11 protein-coding genes are annotated in these 14300 nt (G+C 35.4%); all 11 read left to right on the plus strand.

The features are described 5' to 3' along the window. Nucleotides 1-38: 38 nt before the first annotated feature. Nucleotides 39-617 (plus strand): ZrgA family zinc uptake protein, encoded by a 579-nt coding sequence (locus AXG55_RS08840; protein ID WP_148697762.1) that lies wholly within the window; start codon nucleotides 39-41, stop codon nucleotides 615-617. Next, nucleotides 614-1300: an ABC transporter ATP-binding protein gene (locus AXG55_RS08845; RefSeq protein ID WP_148697763.1), complete on the plus strand. Its 687-nt coding sequence runs from the start codon at nucleotides 614-616 to the stop codon at nucleotides 1298-1300. The genes AXG55_RS08840 and AXG55_RS08845 overlap by 4 nt, the downstream gene beginning before the upstream one ends. After that, nucleotides 1297-2565 carry an ABC transporter permease gene (locus AXG55_RS08850; protein WP_148697764.1) on the plus strand — a complete coding sequence of 423 codons (1269 nt, stop codon included), beginning with the start codon at nucleotides 1297-1299 and terminating at the stop codon, nucleotides 2563-2565. Before AXG55_RS08845 ends, AXG55_RS08850 begins: the two co-directional genes overlap by 4 nt. Next, nucleotides 2562-3530 carry a metal ABC transporter substrate-binding protein gene (locus AXG55_RS08855; protein ID WP_148697765.1) on the plus strand — a complete coding sequence of 323 codons (969 nt, stop codon included), beginning with the start codon at nucleotides 2562-2564 and terminating at the stop codon, nucleotides 3528-3530. Before AXG55_RS08850 ends, AXG55_RS08855 begins: the two co-directional genes overlap by 4 nt. A gap of 22 nt (nucleotides 3531-3552) precedes the next feature. Next, nucleotides 3553-4227, plus strand: coding sequence for a metal ABC transporter ATP-binding protein (locus AXG55_RS08860; RefSeq protein ID WP_148697766.1), 675 nt, complete (start codon nucleotides 3553-3555; stop codon nucleotides 4225-4227). A gap of 68 nt (nucleotides 4228-4295) precedes the next feature. Continuing rightward, nucleotides 4296-5144: a metal ABC transporter permease gene (locus tag AXG55_RS08865; RefSeq protein ID WP_148697767.1), complete on the plus strand. Its 849-nt coding sequence runs from the start codon at nucleotides 4296-4298 to the stop codon at nucleotides 5142-5144. 3 nt (nucleotides 5145-5147) lie between these two features. Next, the gene (gene lysS, locus AXG55_RS08870) at nucleotides 5148-6641 is read left to right on the plus strand and encodes a lysine--tRNA ligase (RefSeq protein ID WP_148697768.1); all 1494 of its coding nucleotides are present in this window, start codon (nucleotides 5148-5150) and stop codon (nucleotides 6639-6641) included. Between the two features lie 59 nt (nucleotides 6642-6700). Further along, entirely contained in the window at nucleotides 6701-9604 is a 2904-nt protein-coding gene (polA, locus tag AXG55_RS08875; RefSeq protein ID WP_148697769.1) for a DNA polymerase I, read from the plus strand. 1 nt (nucleotide 9605) lies between these two features. Beyond that, nucleotides 9606-10466, plus strand: a complete 861-nt coding sequence (tatC, locus tag AXG55_RS08880) for a twin-arginine translocase subunit TatC (protein WP_233231101.1) — start codon at nucleotides 9606-9608, stop codon at nucleotides 10464-10466. 386 nt (nucleotides 10467-10852) lie between these two features. After that, nucleotides 10853-12277, plus strand: a complete 1425-nt coding sequence (locus tag AXG55_RS08885; protein ID WP_148697771.1) for a hypothetical protein — start codon at nucleotides 10853-10855, stop codon at nucleotides 12275-12277. Nucleotides 12278-12805: 528 nt separating this feature from the next. After that, entirely contained in the window at nucleotides 12806-14224 is a 1419-nt protein-coding gene (locus AXG55_RS08890; protein ID WP_148697772.1) for a hypothetical protein, read from the plus strand. Nucleotides 14225-14300: the final 76 nt, after the last annotated feature.

Raw genomic sequence — 14300 nt, forward strand, 5'->3', positions numbered from 1 at the left:
AATTACTTTCATCCGCTTATCATTTCAGGAGAGTTGCTATGAACAAAATTATGACCCAAGTGAGCATTGCTATAACCCTTATTTTTTCGTATCCACTCGCTTGGTCCCATGGCACTCATGAGCATGGAAATGCTAAAATTGATATTGGAGTTGAAAATAATACCGCGAGCATTCATCTCGAAGTTCCAGCCATCAGCATCTATGGTTTTGAACATGAAGCAAAATCAGAAAATGATAAGAAAACAGTGGAAGCTTCTGTTAATAAAATAAGAGATAACATCAGCCAAATGGTAAAACTTGATTCTAATTTAGGATGCACTTTTACAACAACAAAAATAGACCCTTTTGTTAAAGATGATGATGAAGACAATGATGAAAATAAGCTAAAATCAGCACAAAATACCTCAAACGTAAAAAATGACAAAAAAGAAGCGGAGCATGGTGAATTTAAAGCTGATTTTTCTGTAAAATGCACAAAAAATATATCAGGTACAAAAATCACCTTTGGATTTAAAAAATACTTTCCCAGTATTCATAAAATTAATGTCCAAGGAATTAGTAGCTCAACACAAAGTGCCGCTAAAATTTCAAATGATAAAGGCTTCATCCAATTATGACTCAGGTTGTATCCATAAAAAATTTAAAATACTCTTATAAAAAAGGACATCCTATACTTGATATTGAAAATCTTGATATCAGTGAAGGGGATCGTCTTTTTTTATATGGACCTAGCGGATGCGGCAAAACAACATTATTAAGTATTATGGCTGGAATTTTACCTGCAAAAGAAGGCTCTCTTAAAATATTTAATACAGAATATGTTGGCCTAAAACCCTCAAAACGCGATCATTTGCGTGGCACACAAATGGGTTATATTTTTCAAATGTTTAATTTAATACCCTATCTCAATGTGAGAGATAATATTTTGTTACCTTGTAAAATTAGCCCTGCACGAAGAAATAAATTAACACCCAAAGAATTAAATGAAAAATGCCACGAATTGGCTCATAATCTAAAAATTGATTCACTTCTTCATAAAAAAGTTACTGAAATATCTATAGGACAACAACAACGTGTTGCAGCGGCAAGAGCCTTAATTGGGTTTCCTAAATTGATTATTGCCGATGAACCTACAAGTTCTTTAGACACTGAAAATAGAGAGCAGTTTTTGCAAAACTTATTTACTCAATGCGAAGCACAAAAAACAACACTCATATTTGTAAGCCACGATAAAGAACTTAAAAAGTTTTTCTCTCATCATATTTTATTACCAGAAATAAATAGAGTTAAACACTTATGATTATACATTTAAAAATTGCTTTACAATCTCTATTAAATAGAAAAATGACTTTTTTACTTACCATTTTTTCTATTGCCATGAGCATCATGCTTTTTTTAGGAATTGCTCGCATTCGCCAAGGTGCTAAAGAAAGCTTTTCTAACACAATTAGCAAAACAGATTTAGTTGTTGGTGCCCGAGGAAGTGGTATTCAACTACTTTTATATACCGTTTTTCATATGGGTAACGCTACAAATAATATTTCATGGTCTTCCTATGAAGAAATTAAAAATTACCCCGAAGTAAAATGGACAATTCCTTTTTCATTAGGTGACAGCTATCATGGTTATCGTGTTGTGGCGACGGATCAAAATTTATATCAACATTATCGTTTTTTTGGTGATAAAAAAATTCAAGTTGCTCAAGGCGACATTCCTGACAACGTCTTTGATGTGGCCTTAGGCTGGGAAATGGCTAAAAAAGAAAATTTAAAAATAGGTGATCCAATTCCTTTGACTCATGGCATAAGCACAGGTCCCGGAATTATTGTTCACAAAGACAAACCTTTTACCGTTGTGGGAATTCTTAAAGAAACAGGAACACCCTTGGATAGAGCAGCCTATATTACTTTAGAAGGTATGGAAGCTATTCATATCGATTGGACAAATGGAGCTCCCCCTATTCCTGGAAATGAATTATCAACTTCACAAATAAAAAAAGAAAATATTAAAGTAACGCAATTAACCGCCTTTTTATTAGGAGCAGAAAACAGAATTAGTGCCCTCGGCTTGCAAAGAGATCTCAACAACTTTAAAAAAGAACCTATTATGGCTATTATTCCTGGCGTGGCCTTAAGCCAACTTTGGGAAACAGTAAGTTATGCTGAGTCGGCTTTACAAATCATTTCTGTTTTTGTTGTTGCCATTGGTTTAATTGGAATGATGGTTTCTATATACACATCACTTGAAACACGACGACGTGAAATTTCAATTTTACGCGCTGTAGGAGCAGGTTCTAAAGCCATTGTATTTTTGTTAATTTCAGAATCATTAATTATAAGCGTTTTCGCTTGTATATTAGGATATATCTTATGCTATGGAGCTATATTAATTGCGCGTCCTTTCATCCTAAATGAATTTGGAATTTTAATTCCTAGTATTTCTTTTGAGGTTAATGAATTTTATTATCTTTTAAGTGTTATTATTTTTTCTTGTATTATTGGCTTGGTGCCCGCTATTAAAGCATACAAAAACTCTTTGCATGATGGATTAAGTGTTAGGTTATGAAAAAGTTCTTTTCTCTTTCAATTGTTGCCTGTGTCTCTTTATTTGGATTTAAAAATATTTCATATTCAAATGAAATAAAATCATCATCTCTTAAAATAGAAACTACCATTCCCTATTTAAAAGATTTAGTCTCAAAAGCATCTTGCGATTCTAAATCTTTTCAGGTTAATAGCATTATCTCTATGGGAAATGATCCTCATACGTTTCATATTACACCCGCCAATCGCGTTGCTATTGCAAAAGCTGATATCATTGTTCTTATTGGTTCTGGACTTGAAAATTGGCTTACTAAAATAAAAAGAACAAAAAATCAAACTTGGCTTAACGTAACAGAAAGTATGATTTTACGTAAATTAAGCGAAAGCGAAATGTCCTCTCACAATCATGACCACGATCATGGTCATGATCATAGTCACGACCATGATCATCAACATTTAGAATATGATCCCCATATTTGGCAATCGCCCTCTTTAACTAAAGAAGCCTTATTAAAAATTTCAGCTACTTTAATTAAATTAAAACCTGATGAGAAAAAAAATATTGAGTCTTGCACACAAGATTATATTAAAAATATAGATGAAAACATTGTTGAATTAAAAAAATTATCCCAATCTATTTCTGAAGAAAAAAGAGTGATTGCAACAAATCATGATGCCCTCGGTTACTTTGCAAAAGAATTTGGTTTCAAAATATACAGCATTGTTGGTTTATCTGACGAATCTGCCCCGACGGCAGCACAATTAAAAAAGATCATCTCGCAATTAAAAAAAGACAAAATAAATACAGTTTTTCTTGAATCAACAGGAAATATGCGCAATATTCAGACCGTCGCTAAAGAAGCAAATGTTAAAATTGGTGGTACTTTGTACAGCGATTCTTTAGGTGCAAAAGATTCTGGCGCCGAAACCGCACCCGATATGTGGCGCACAAATATGAATACCATTGTCAGCGCCCTCAAAAAATAGCATTGAAATTGTTGGAAAATATATGAGTTATTTAAGTTGGAATCAATTGGTTGTGGGTTATTCTCATAAAAAATGTCTTATAAATCCTTTTTCAGGAGAAGTCACGCAGCCCGGTATTTACGCTATAATGGGTCAAAATGGTTGCGGAAAATCCACTCTTCTGAAAACTTGGCTGGGACTTCTGCGACCTGTTTCGGGCTCAGTGTATTTAAATGATGCTCCCATTCCAACGGAACACAATATTTCACAAGGTATTGCTTATGTTCCCCAGTTTCATGCTGTAAACCGGTATTTTCATATTTCTGTACAAGATTTCATTAAGCAAGGGCGCGGCCCACAGTATAAATTTGCCGAAAATGATTACCACGAAATTACCAATTTGCTTTCGGAATGGCAGCTTTCGGGGTATGAAAATCGCAGTTTTCACGAAATGAGTGGCGGGCAAAAAACCCGCGTTATGATTGTCAGAGCTATTATTTCTAAACCTAAAATCCTTTTTTTAGATGAACCCCTCGCAAGTTTAGATATTTGTTGCCAACAACAACTGATGGATACACTGGAAGAACTCACACAAGCTCATAAAGTTTGTGTATTTATTGTAGATCATCATTTAGAAAACTTTAAAAATTATTTAACAACACGATTTTACTTTACAAGAAAACATGATCAAGAAATTTCATCAGTCATTTTAAAGTAACTTCCCTTTGAAATTTATTTTCAAATTACATTTGTTATTAAAGATTTCAATTATAAGGCAACAAAAATATGTTTCAGGAAATGCCGGCATTTTTTCAAATATTTCAATACAGTTTTGCACAAATTGCTGTTATTGCAACAATACTTATAACTTTAATGTGCGGTTTTTTAAGCCCTGTTGTTGTACTGAAGCAAAGAGCTTATATGGGCGATACCCTCTCCCACCTCGTCTTTCCTGGTGTGATTGCGGGCATCCTCTTTTCGAACTACACCGATTTTCCTTTTTGGATTTGTATCCTTTTAGGAGCCATCGTAACAGCTCTGTTAGGAACTTTTATCTCCGAGTGGATTTTAAAAAGCCTGAAAATTCCCCCTGATGCTTCGGCAGTCATATGTCTCACTTCCTTTTTTGCCATGGGAATTATTGCTATTTCAAGCAACCGGGACACCCGCCTCGATCCTGAAAGCATCCTATTCGGCGATGTGCTCACACTATCTTGGCGTGATGTTGGCATTCTTGCCGGAGCTTTAATTTTTGTAGCAACAGCGATTTTAAGCTTAAAAAAACATTGGGACGCATGGTTATCCGATCCTGAATTTGCAGAAATTGCAGGGTTCAAAGTAAAAACTCTCGAAAAACTTTTCCCAATCATGATGACCTTTGCTATCCTCTCTGGACTTTTTGCAGTGGGCGGGTTGATGATCTCGGCTCTTTTAACTTTACCCACAATAATTTACCAACCACGTAGTGTTTTTTCTCCCATTGTTGTTTTATTAAGCCTTATTGGCGGACTCCTTGGGATCCTGCTGGCATTCAGTTTCAACTGGCCCGTAGGACCTAGCATTGTCATCGTGGGGTTTGTTTCTATTTTAGTAAAAACCCTTGCAGTACGTCTGCAAGAAAAAAAAGGGATTTAATTTATGTCTGATAATATTTTTGAACTTAAAAAAGCAAAATTTTTGGAGCAGCGTGAAAAAGGAAATCTTGCTGATTCCTACAATAAAACTCACACGATTGAAGAAGTCGCAGCACTTTCCGAAGGTACTAAAAACATCAGTACCGCAGGACGCATTGTTGCTATGCGAACCATGGGTAAAATATTATTTGCACATATCTATGATTTTAGTGGAAAAGTCCAAATTTGTGTCCGTAAAACCGAAGAAGCTCCCGAAGTTTTTGAAGAGTTTACTGCAAATGTTTCCATTGGTGATTTTGTAGGTGTAGAAGGTGAAATGTTTGTTACCAAAACAGGGGAACTGACATTAAGAGTGGGATCGTGGAAATTATTAAATAAATGCTTGCGCACATTACCTGAAAAATATCATGGCATAGAGGACATAGAAACCCGCTATCGCCAAAGATATCTCGATATTATTATGAATAACGAGTCAAGAGATGTTTTTAAAAAACGCTTTGAAATTGTCAAAGCTTTACGCCGTTACCTTGAAGACAGCGGTTATCACGAAGTCGAAACTCCTATTTTACAAACAACCCCTTCGGGAGCTTTGGCAAGACCCTTTTTCACACATCACAATGCCCTTGACATTGATTGTGTGATGCGCATTGCCTGTGAAACTTATTTAAAGCGCTGTATTGGTGCCGGCATTGATAAAGTTTATGAATTTGCGCGCAGCTTTAGAAATGAAGGAATTTCAGCAACTCACTTGCAAGATTTCACTATGCTAGAATTTTATGCGTCCTATTGGAATTCAGATAAAATGCGCCTTTTCGTCGAAGGCATGATGCGTAACCTTATTGAAAAGATTTTTGGTAAAGTTCAAGTGAAATTAGGTAACAATGAAATTGATTTTTCAGGTGAATGGCCTGTTTATGAATATTCCTTTTTAGTACAAAGAGATTCGGGAATTGATATTAAAAAATACAATACAAGAGAATCCTTAGCGGAACAAATTAAAGCAAAAAATATCCGCTTAGATGACGATATCAACACATTAAGTTGGGCAAATATGGTAGACTCACTGTATAAAAAAGTATCGCGTCCCAAACTCATTCAACCTTGTTTTCTTGTAAAATATCCTGTGGAAATGGCTCCTTTAGCAAGACGTAACAGCAAAGAACCACAATATGTCGATTTCTTCCAATTTTTAGTAAATGGCGTAGAACTTGTTAAGGCTTATTCTGAGCTTGTTGATGCCATTGATCAAAGAGAGCGTTTTGAAGAACAAATGCAAGCCCGTGAACACGGTGATGACGAAGCAATGCCCATTGATGAAGAATTTTTAACAGCAATGGAACATGGATTTCCTCCAATTGCTGGGGTAGGCATTGGCATCGATCGCCTCACCATGATTTTATGTGGCTGCGAAAACATTAAAGATACAGTTCTTTTTCCATTATTACGCCCTATTCCAGCAGGACATCAAGATTCAGAAGCAGAACATGAGAAAAAGTAATTTGTTACTTTATTAAACAAAAATTTTATTTTCTAAAATAAAATATCTAGGACTAAAAAATGGAAAACGCTAAACAACGCCTTTTTATCATCGATGGCATGTCACTCCTATTTCGCTCTTTTTACGCAATGGGTTCACGCTTAACCGCTCCTGATGGCACGCCCATTGGCGCTGTTTACGGTTTTCTAAAGGTTCTCATCAAAATATTGCGAGAACAAAATCCGACACATTTTGCAGTTTGCTGGGATTTAAAAGAAAAAACATTTCGCCATGAAGTTTATCCTTTATACAAAGCAAATCGTGGAGAAACTCCTCCCGAAATTATTCCGCAAATTTCTTTAATTCAAAATTTAGTAAAAGAAATGGCCATTCCTTCTTTTGCCATACCTGGATTTGAAGCAGACGACGTAGCGGCAACCCTGGCCAAATATTTTGAACATTATGGCGAAGTTTATCTTGTCACTTCTGATAAAGATTACATGCAAATTATAAATGATAAAATAAGTTTATTTTCCTTAAAAAAGGGAGATGAATATGACATTGTCAATATTGATAAAGTTATCGATTACTTTGGAGTACCTCCCGATCAAGTCATTGAAGTCCTGGCTTTAACGGGTGATGCTGTAGATAATATTCCGGGAGTCAAAGGAATAGGCGATAAAACAGCAGCGAAACTCGTTTCTGAGTTTGGTAGTATTGAAAATATTTATGCCAATATTGAAAAAATTACAAATAAAAGAGCAAAAACAGCCTTAGAAAATCATAAAGAAGACGCACTCCTTTCACGTTATCTTGCTACAATTAACAGCTCTATTCCAATGAATATTTCAGAGTTTTCGTTACGTTATAATCTTGAAAATTTAAAAGTAAATACAACGGCCAAAGCAAGTCTTGAAGCTTTGAGAATGCACACTCTTGTTAAAAATATTTTTACTCAAACCACTTCTTCTTTAAAAAAGACAGAAGAAAAGAAGGATGATAAAAATGAGAATCAACAAAGTCATTCTCATTTATTTGAAGTTCAAGAATATCAGAATAAATTTACATCAATAGAAAATGTACCAAGTAAATTAAAATCTGAAGATGACAGCAAATGGAATAAAAAATCTTATTCCCTTGTGAGAACAAAAGAGCAATTAACCCAGGTTTTTAATAAAATAACAGACCCCAAATTAAGTTTTTTCGCACTTGATACAGAAACAACAGGCCTTGACATCATGGAAGATATTCCCATTGGTGTTTCGTTGTGCTTTGAAAAAGGTTCTGCCTATTATATTCCAGCTCATGAAACTCATTTGCAAGGTGGTACTTTACTTACTTCAGAAAAAAATTTACCAGAGTACACATCTCAAGATGTCTGGGCAGGACTTCAAGAAGCGCTCTTAAAAAGAAAAGCAACCTTGGTTGCTCATAATTTAAAGTATGATCTCCATATGCTAAAAAATAGGGGAATAAATTGGGGAGAATCCCCCATGTGCTGCACCATGGTTGCGGCATGGTTATGCAATCCTGCCGAAGGAGGATTTAGCCTCGATTTATTAACTCTCAAACATTTTGAATTTCAAAAAATTCCAACGAGTTCCCTTATTGGTAAAGAAACGGGACGATCTTCTATGCTCGATGTTCCTTTGCCCGATCTCAGTGAATATGCCTGCGAAGACGCCGATGCCACTTACCGACTTTGGCAATTTTACCAAGAAAAATTAAAATCAAATTCAGACTTGCAAAAATTATTTTTTGATATGGAAATGCCTGTTTTATTATTACTCAATGAAATGGAACGAAATGGCGTGCATATTAATTCTGAGTATTTAGGTGGATTAACTGCTGAAATACAAGAAACACTTATGAAAATTGAAAATGAAATTTACTCTAAAGTTGGATTTCCATTTAAAATTACAAGCCCAAAACAGCTTGGTGATATTTTATTTGATCATTTAAAAGTTCACGAAGAATTAGGATATACTGGAAAACTAGCACGCACCACACAAGGTTACAAAACAGACGCCGGTGTTTTAGAGCAATTTGAAGATCATCCTATCGTTGCTAAAATTCAACAACATCGGGAACTTTCTAAATTACTTTCAACCTATGTTCTTGTGTTACCTAAATTGGTAAAAAAGTCCACCGGCCGTGTGCACACACATTTTAATCAAATTGGAACCGCTACAGGAAGACTTTCCAGCTCCGATCCCAATATGCAAAATATACCCGTAAAAAGTGATTGGGGTAAAAAAGTAAGAGCTGCATTCAGTCCTTCAAAATCAAATTCAACCATTATTTCTGCCGATTATTCTCAAATTGAACTGCGCGTCCTAGCACATATTTCCAATGATAAAAATATGCTCTCCGCTTTTCAATCAGGAGCTGACATTCACCGCCAAACGGCGGCACAAATTCTGGGAAAAGAATTAGAAGAAGTCACCCCTGAAGAGCGTAACAAAGCAAAAGCAATTAATTTTGGGATTATTTATGGGATGGGCGCACAACGCCTTGCAAAACAGCAAAAAATTCCACTTGCTGATGCTAAAAAATTCATTGAACGTTACTTTAGTAATTTTTCTGGGGTTAAAAAATATCTTGATGATCAGCGTGCCCAAGCTCATTCAGAAGGCCTTGTCAAAACTTATTTTGGACGTATTCGCCCTATTCCTGCCATTCTTTCCAAAAATCCTCTTGAAGCAAAACTTGCGGAAAATATGGCCATCAATTCACCCATTCAAGGAACTGCCTCTGATATTATGAAACTCGGCATGCTTGCCGTGCAAAAAATGATGAAGCAAAAGAATTTTAAAACCAAACTCATCCTTCAAGTTCATGATGAGCTGGTCTTAGATGGCCCCCTTGAAGAATATGAAGAAATTCATAAAATTGTAAAAAAAGCCATGGAAGAAGCTGTTCAATTTAAAGTTCCCATGCTGGTCGAAGTGGGGCATGGCAAAAATTGGCTGGAGGCAAAATAAAATGAGCCGCATGGGATTCAAGCCTTTTCAATATATTTCTACTATGTTTAATGCGGGATTGAGACGGAAAGCAGAACGTGAGGCCGCATTATCTGGAAATAAAACAGAAGCTCAAATGTCTCTATTTGAGCATATTAAAGAACTCAGAAAACATGCTTTGAGAAGTGTCATTTGGTTATTTGTTTTTTCAGGTATTTCTTTTGCTTTTATGGAACCATTATTGCATTTTTTAAAAACTCCATATGAAAAGGTTTTACAAAATTTACACGATCAAGGGGTTACACAACAGCTTTCTTCTATAAGCATTTTTGAAGTGATCACGGTCAATTTTAAAATCTGTTTTTTAATTGGATTTTCCTTAAGTTTGCCTTTTATAGCAAGGGAAATATGGAAATTTATTGCTCCTGCACTTTATGAAAAAGAAAAACAGATTGCACGCCTCTCTGTTATTGCCAGCGTTACTTTATTTTATGCTGGGATTTGTTTTGGATTTTTTCTAATCATACCTTACTTTTTCTCAAATGCTTTAAGCTGGGCAAGCCAATACGCTCAAGTGATGATCACCTATGAAAACTATTTCAATTCTCTCATCACAATGATGCTTATTTTTGGTGCTGTTTTTGAAGTGCCGGTTATCCTTTCTTTGTTAGGCTTAGCAGGAATATTACCCTCAAATGTATTGATCAAAAATAGGAGAATTGCTTTTTTATCTTGCTTTATTATTGGAGCCATACTTTCTCCTCCTGATGTGATCAGTCTTTGTTTGGTGGCTATTCCAATGTATTTTATGGTTGAAATATCAATCTATATTATTAAAAAAATTGAAGAAAATCGCTCCCCAAAAAATGAGATCACTGTTTAAACCTATTCCAAATTAAATTAATTTATAATTTCATAATATTACGATCATAAAAGAAGAAACCTAAATTATTAAAATTTAATTACAAATTTATTAAATTAAAATGAAGTAAAAAATTTTAAATTATCAATAAAATTAATTTAAATTTATTTTATTGTTTAAAAAATCTTATTAGATAAATAACTTAAAATATATTTCACAAATAAAAATTTTCATTTATATACTATTATTTCAAGATATTTATAAATAAGCTGTCTATCTAGCCAAAAAAATCCGTTGACAAAAAAAAATCATTCATTTAATTTACCGCAGAGTACTAGTTTGGTGTAATTTTAATTCTACTTTACTAATATTTACATACATTTTTTCAACCCCAAAAGGAGTTATTTGTGAAAAAATTATTACTTCGCTCTCTTGCTGTATCTGCATTATCACTTTGTGGCAATAATGTTTTTGCTCAGGAAGTTGCTGAACTAGAGGAACAAAAAACAGCTCTTGATACTAATAAAACTTCAGGCTCTGAACTTATTTCCGAAGAACAAATTAAAGCCATTAAAAAAGAAGTCGCTAAACAAGACCCAACTAAAAATACCATTACTCTTTTTGGTGTAGCGCAATTTAATGCCAATACCAGCAACACACAACGTCAAAACACTCCTGACTTTTCCGCAAACCGCTTACGCCTTGGTGTGAATGTTTCCGGAGGCATTGCATCTGGTAAAGCCGAACTCGAATTCAGTGGCAACCAACAATCTACTCAAACTGCAACATCAGGAGTAACAAGCGGCGACTCAGGCAATGGCGGCGTAAAAATTCGCCAAGCTCAATTAAATCTTGATGTTTTAACTGTAAAATCTGAAGAAAATACTTACAAAACAACTGTTTCTTTGGGTGGTATCCGCGTTGGCGGTGCCGATTGTACAGGACCCGACATCGTCTGGGGCGCTTCCGGTTACGGTCGTCAAGATGGTGCTTATTTAACTCAATCTCTAGAGTTTGGAAAAGCGGGATCTCTTTCATTAGGCCTAGGTGCTTTTAATAATATCAATGCGTTTATGAATCCCGCATATCCTAGTTCAGGTACAGGCTTTGGCGGCTGGGGTGTGAATTCAGGTGCATCAATTGCATCAAACTGGGGAAGTCCTTCTTTTAATGGCGCATTAGGTTATTTAGGCAACATAAATGCGGCATATAATATTGATGAAAACCAATCTTTAAAAGCATCTTTCTATTATGGAACCCAAGAAAATGCTCCTGCAGGTCAAGACTCCTCTGGAAATATTACAAGTGCAAGAAATGTGGTTCACACGGAAAGCAACCTTGTATACAATCACAAAGGAATTTTTGGTGACAAGGGTGTTCTCTCAGGAAACGGCATTTCGATCTTTTTTGAAAATGATGATGTGGGAGCAACACAAGTCGCTAATAAATCAAATGGCTCTGTAAGTTATGCACCTACACTAATTTCAGGCACACAAAATGCACTCGATGATTCACAAAATACTTCGATTCTAGGATTGACTGTATCCGCTGATTCCGGAAATTACCTCACAGGTATGCTTCAAAAAGGAGATAGACTCACATATGCTGCTTCCTATGTCTCTTTAAACACGATCTTTGGTAATTCGAATTACTCCCAAAACTATGTAGCAAACCAAGCTGCTGCTTCTTTAGGATATGCTGTCAATACTTTTGAAACCGCATTTAACATTGAATATACCAATTCAAATAAAACAATATTTTCTGATGCCACAGGGAAGTTGAATAAAAATAATGCTGTCAGATCTTACATTACTGCAGCGTATGTATTTTAATTAAATTAAAATAGAATCATTTATAAATCCTTTATTAATTTTTTAATAAAGGATTTGTTTACAAAATTAATTTATAAAATCAAAAAAAAATAACTGGTCATTAAAGTTTACCATTTTTAGATAAAATGCCTTAAAGCAAGTCAATTCCATAATTTGATTTATTCATAAATCCTCCATGTTTTTTTTAAAATATTTTTACTTTTTATTTTAGTGTGTTATATAAAAATCGGGAATCCACTAGAAGCGCTCATTTGCTGATTAATTATCACTATGATATTAGCTACTATTATTTAATAGTTTTTTATTTATTAGACATAATAATAACTAATTATTTATTATTATTATATAATTTATAAAACAAAATTTTAATTAAATTAATTTATAAAATCCTAAAATTTAAAAAATATGGTCGCGCAGTTGACAAATAAAACACGCTAAATTATCTTCGAAAAGTATTATTTTAGGGTATATTTATGTTTTTTTGTATATGCTCACATACAGTTTATCAATACTGAAGGAGTCCTATTTGTGAAAAAGTTCGTATTCCGTTCCCTTACTGTTTCTGTATTATCCCTTGCAGGAAGTGCCGCATTTGCACAAACAAATACAAATAATGTTGATGCAAAAGAACAAAAAGTTGCTATAGATTCTTCCGCCACTTCGGGCGGCACTCTTTTTAGCCAAGATCAAATCGATGCGCTCAAAAAAGAAATGGAAAAAAAAGATGTTACTGAAAATAAAATAACCGTCGGTGGTTTAATACAATTAAACGCCAATACCAGTGATTCGCAAAGATCAAGTTCACCTGACTTTGCAGCACAAAAAATACGTCTTGGTGTCAATGTCAGTGGTGGCATAGCTTCAGGGCAAATAGAGTTGCAATTCGTAGGTAACCAACAAAGTACACAAACCACTTCAAACAGCATAACAAGTGGCGATCAAGGCAATGGCCAAGTTACCATCCGTCGCGCTCAATTAAACCTCGATGTGTTAACTTTAAAGGGGGGGCAAAATACCTACACCACCACTCTTTCCTTAGGCGGTATTCGCATGGGTGGCGCTGATGGCACAGCCCCCGACACCGCTTGGACCACAAACGGTTTTGGGCGCCAAGATGGTGCTTACTTAAAAGAAACTCTAGAATTTGGCAAAGCTGCTAAAATAGAGTTGGGCGCAGGAGCATTCAACAATATCAATACCTTTACTGTTCCCACATACCTACAATCTGCAAATAATAACTCTGGATTCACGGGTTGGAAATCATCCTCTTCGGCTATCCAAGCGAATTGGGGTAACACCTCATTTAGCCAATCCGTTGGCTTTGCGGGGCATTTAACTGCTAATGTAAATATTGATGACGATCAATCTGTTACAGTGAAAGCGCTATACGGAACCCAAGGCAACGCTCCTTCAGCTCAAAAATCTGATGGAACTCTCGACTCGGCTCGCGATGTTTCCCATACAGAAGCCTCTCTTGTTTATAATCACGGCGGTATTTTTGGAAGCAAAGGCGTCGATTCTGGCAACGGTATTGCAGTATGGTATGAAAATGACGTCGCGGGCAGAAAAAAATCAGCAGCCTCAAATAATAGCGGTGATTTTAATTACACCACGGGTACTGACGACTCACAAAATACCACTTTAATTGGCGTCTCCGTTGCGGCAGACTCTGCAAATTACCTCACAGGAATGTTGCAAAAAGGCGATAGGTTAACTTACGCTCTTGCTTATGCAACTTTCAATGCTCAATTTGGCAGCGCTACAACATCCCCAAATTATACAGCAAGCCAAATTTCCGCTGCTATAGGCTATGCAGTCAATACATTTGAAATTCAATTCAATTATGACATTGACTCATCAGATACTAATATTTTTGCAGATTCAAAGGGCGTCGTAAACAAAAAAGATGCTCAAAAATCCTACTTCACCGCGCTTTATGCATTCTAATTTAACTAGAAAAGCATGATAATTGCGTAACAGCGAGAGAGGTTCACTTGACCTAAAGTCGGTGAACCTCTCTTTG

Origin of the sequence: Silvanigrella aquatica (assembly GCF_001907975.1) — a bacterium.
GTDB lineage: Bacteria > Bdellovibrionota_B > Oligoflexia > Silvanigrellales > Silvanigrellaceae > Silvanigrella > Silvanigrella aquatica.

Bases quoted from the DNA above. Each gene is read 5' to 3' on its own strand.
- AXG55_RS08840 (WP_148697762.1), top strand. From the start codon at position 39: ATGAACAAAATTATGACCCAAGTGAGCATTGCTATAACCCTTATTTTT.
- AXG55_RS08845 (WP_148697763.1), top strand. From the start codon at position 614: ATGACTCAGGTTGTATCCATAAAAAATTTAAAATACTCTTATAAAAAA.
- AXG55_RS08850 (WP_148697764.1), top strand. From the start codon at position 1,297: ATGATTATACATTTAAAAATTGCTTTACAATCTCTATTAAATAGAAAA.
- AXG55_RS08855 (WP_148697765.1), top strand. From the start codon at position 2,562: ATGAAAAAGTTCTTTTCTCTTTCAATTGTTGCCTGTGTCTCTTTATTT.
- AXG55_RS08860 (WP_148697766.1), top strand. From the start codon at position 3,553: ATGAGTTATTTAAGTTGGAATCAATTGGTTGTGGGTTATTCTCATAAA.
- AXG55_RS08865 (WP_148697767.1), top strand. From the start codon at position 4,296: ATGTTTCAGGAAATGCCGGCATTTTTTCAAATATTTCAATACAGTTTT.
- lysS (WP_148697768.1), top strand. From the start codon at position 5,148: ATGTCTGATAATATTTTTGAACTTAAAAAAGCAAAATTTTTGGAGCAG.
- polA (WP_148697769.1), top strand. From the start codon at position 6,701: ATGGAAAACGCTAAACAACGCCTTTTTATCATCGATGGCATGTCACTC.
- tatC (WP_233231101.1), top strand. From the start codon at position 9,606: ATGAGCCGCATGGGATTCAAGCCTTTTCAATATATTTCTACTATGTTT.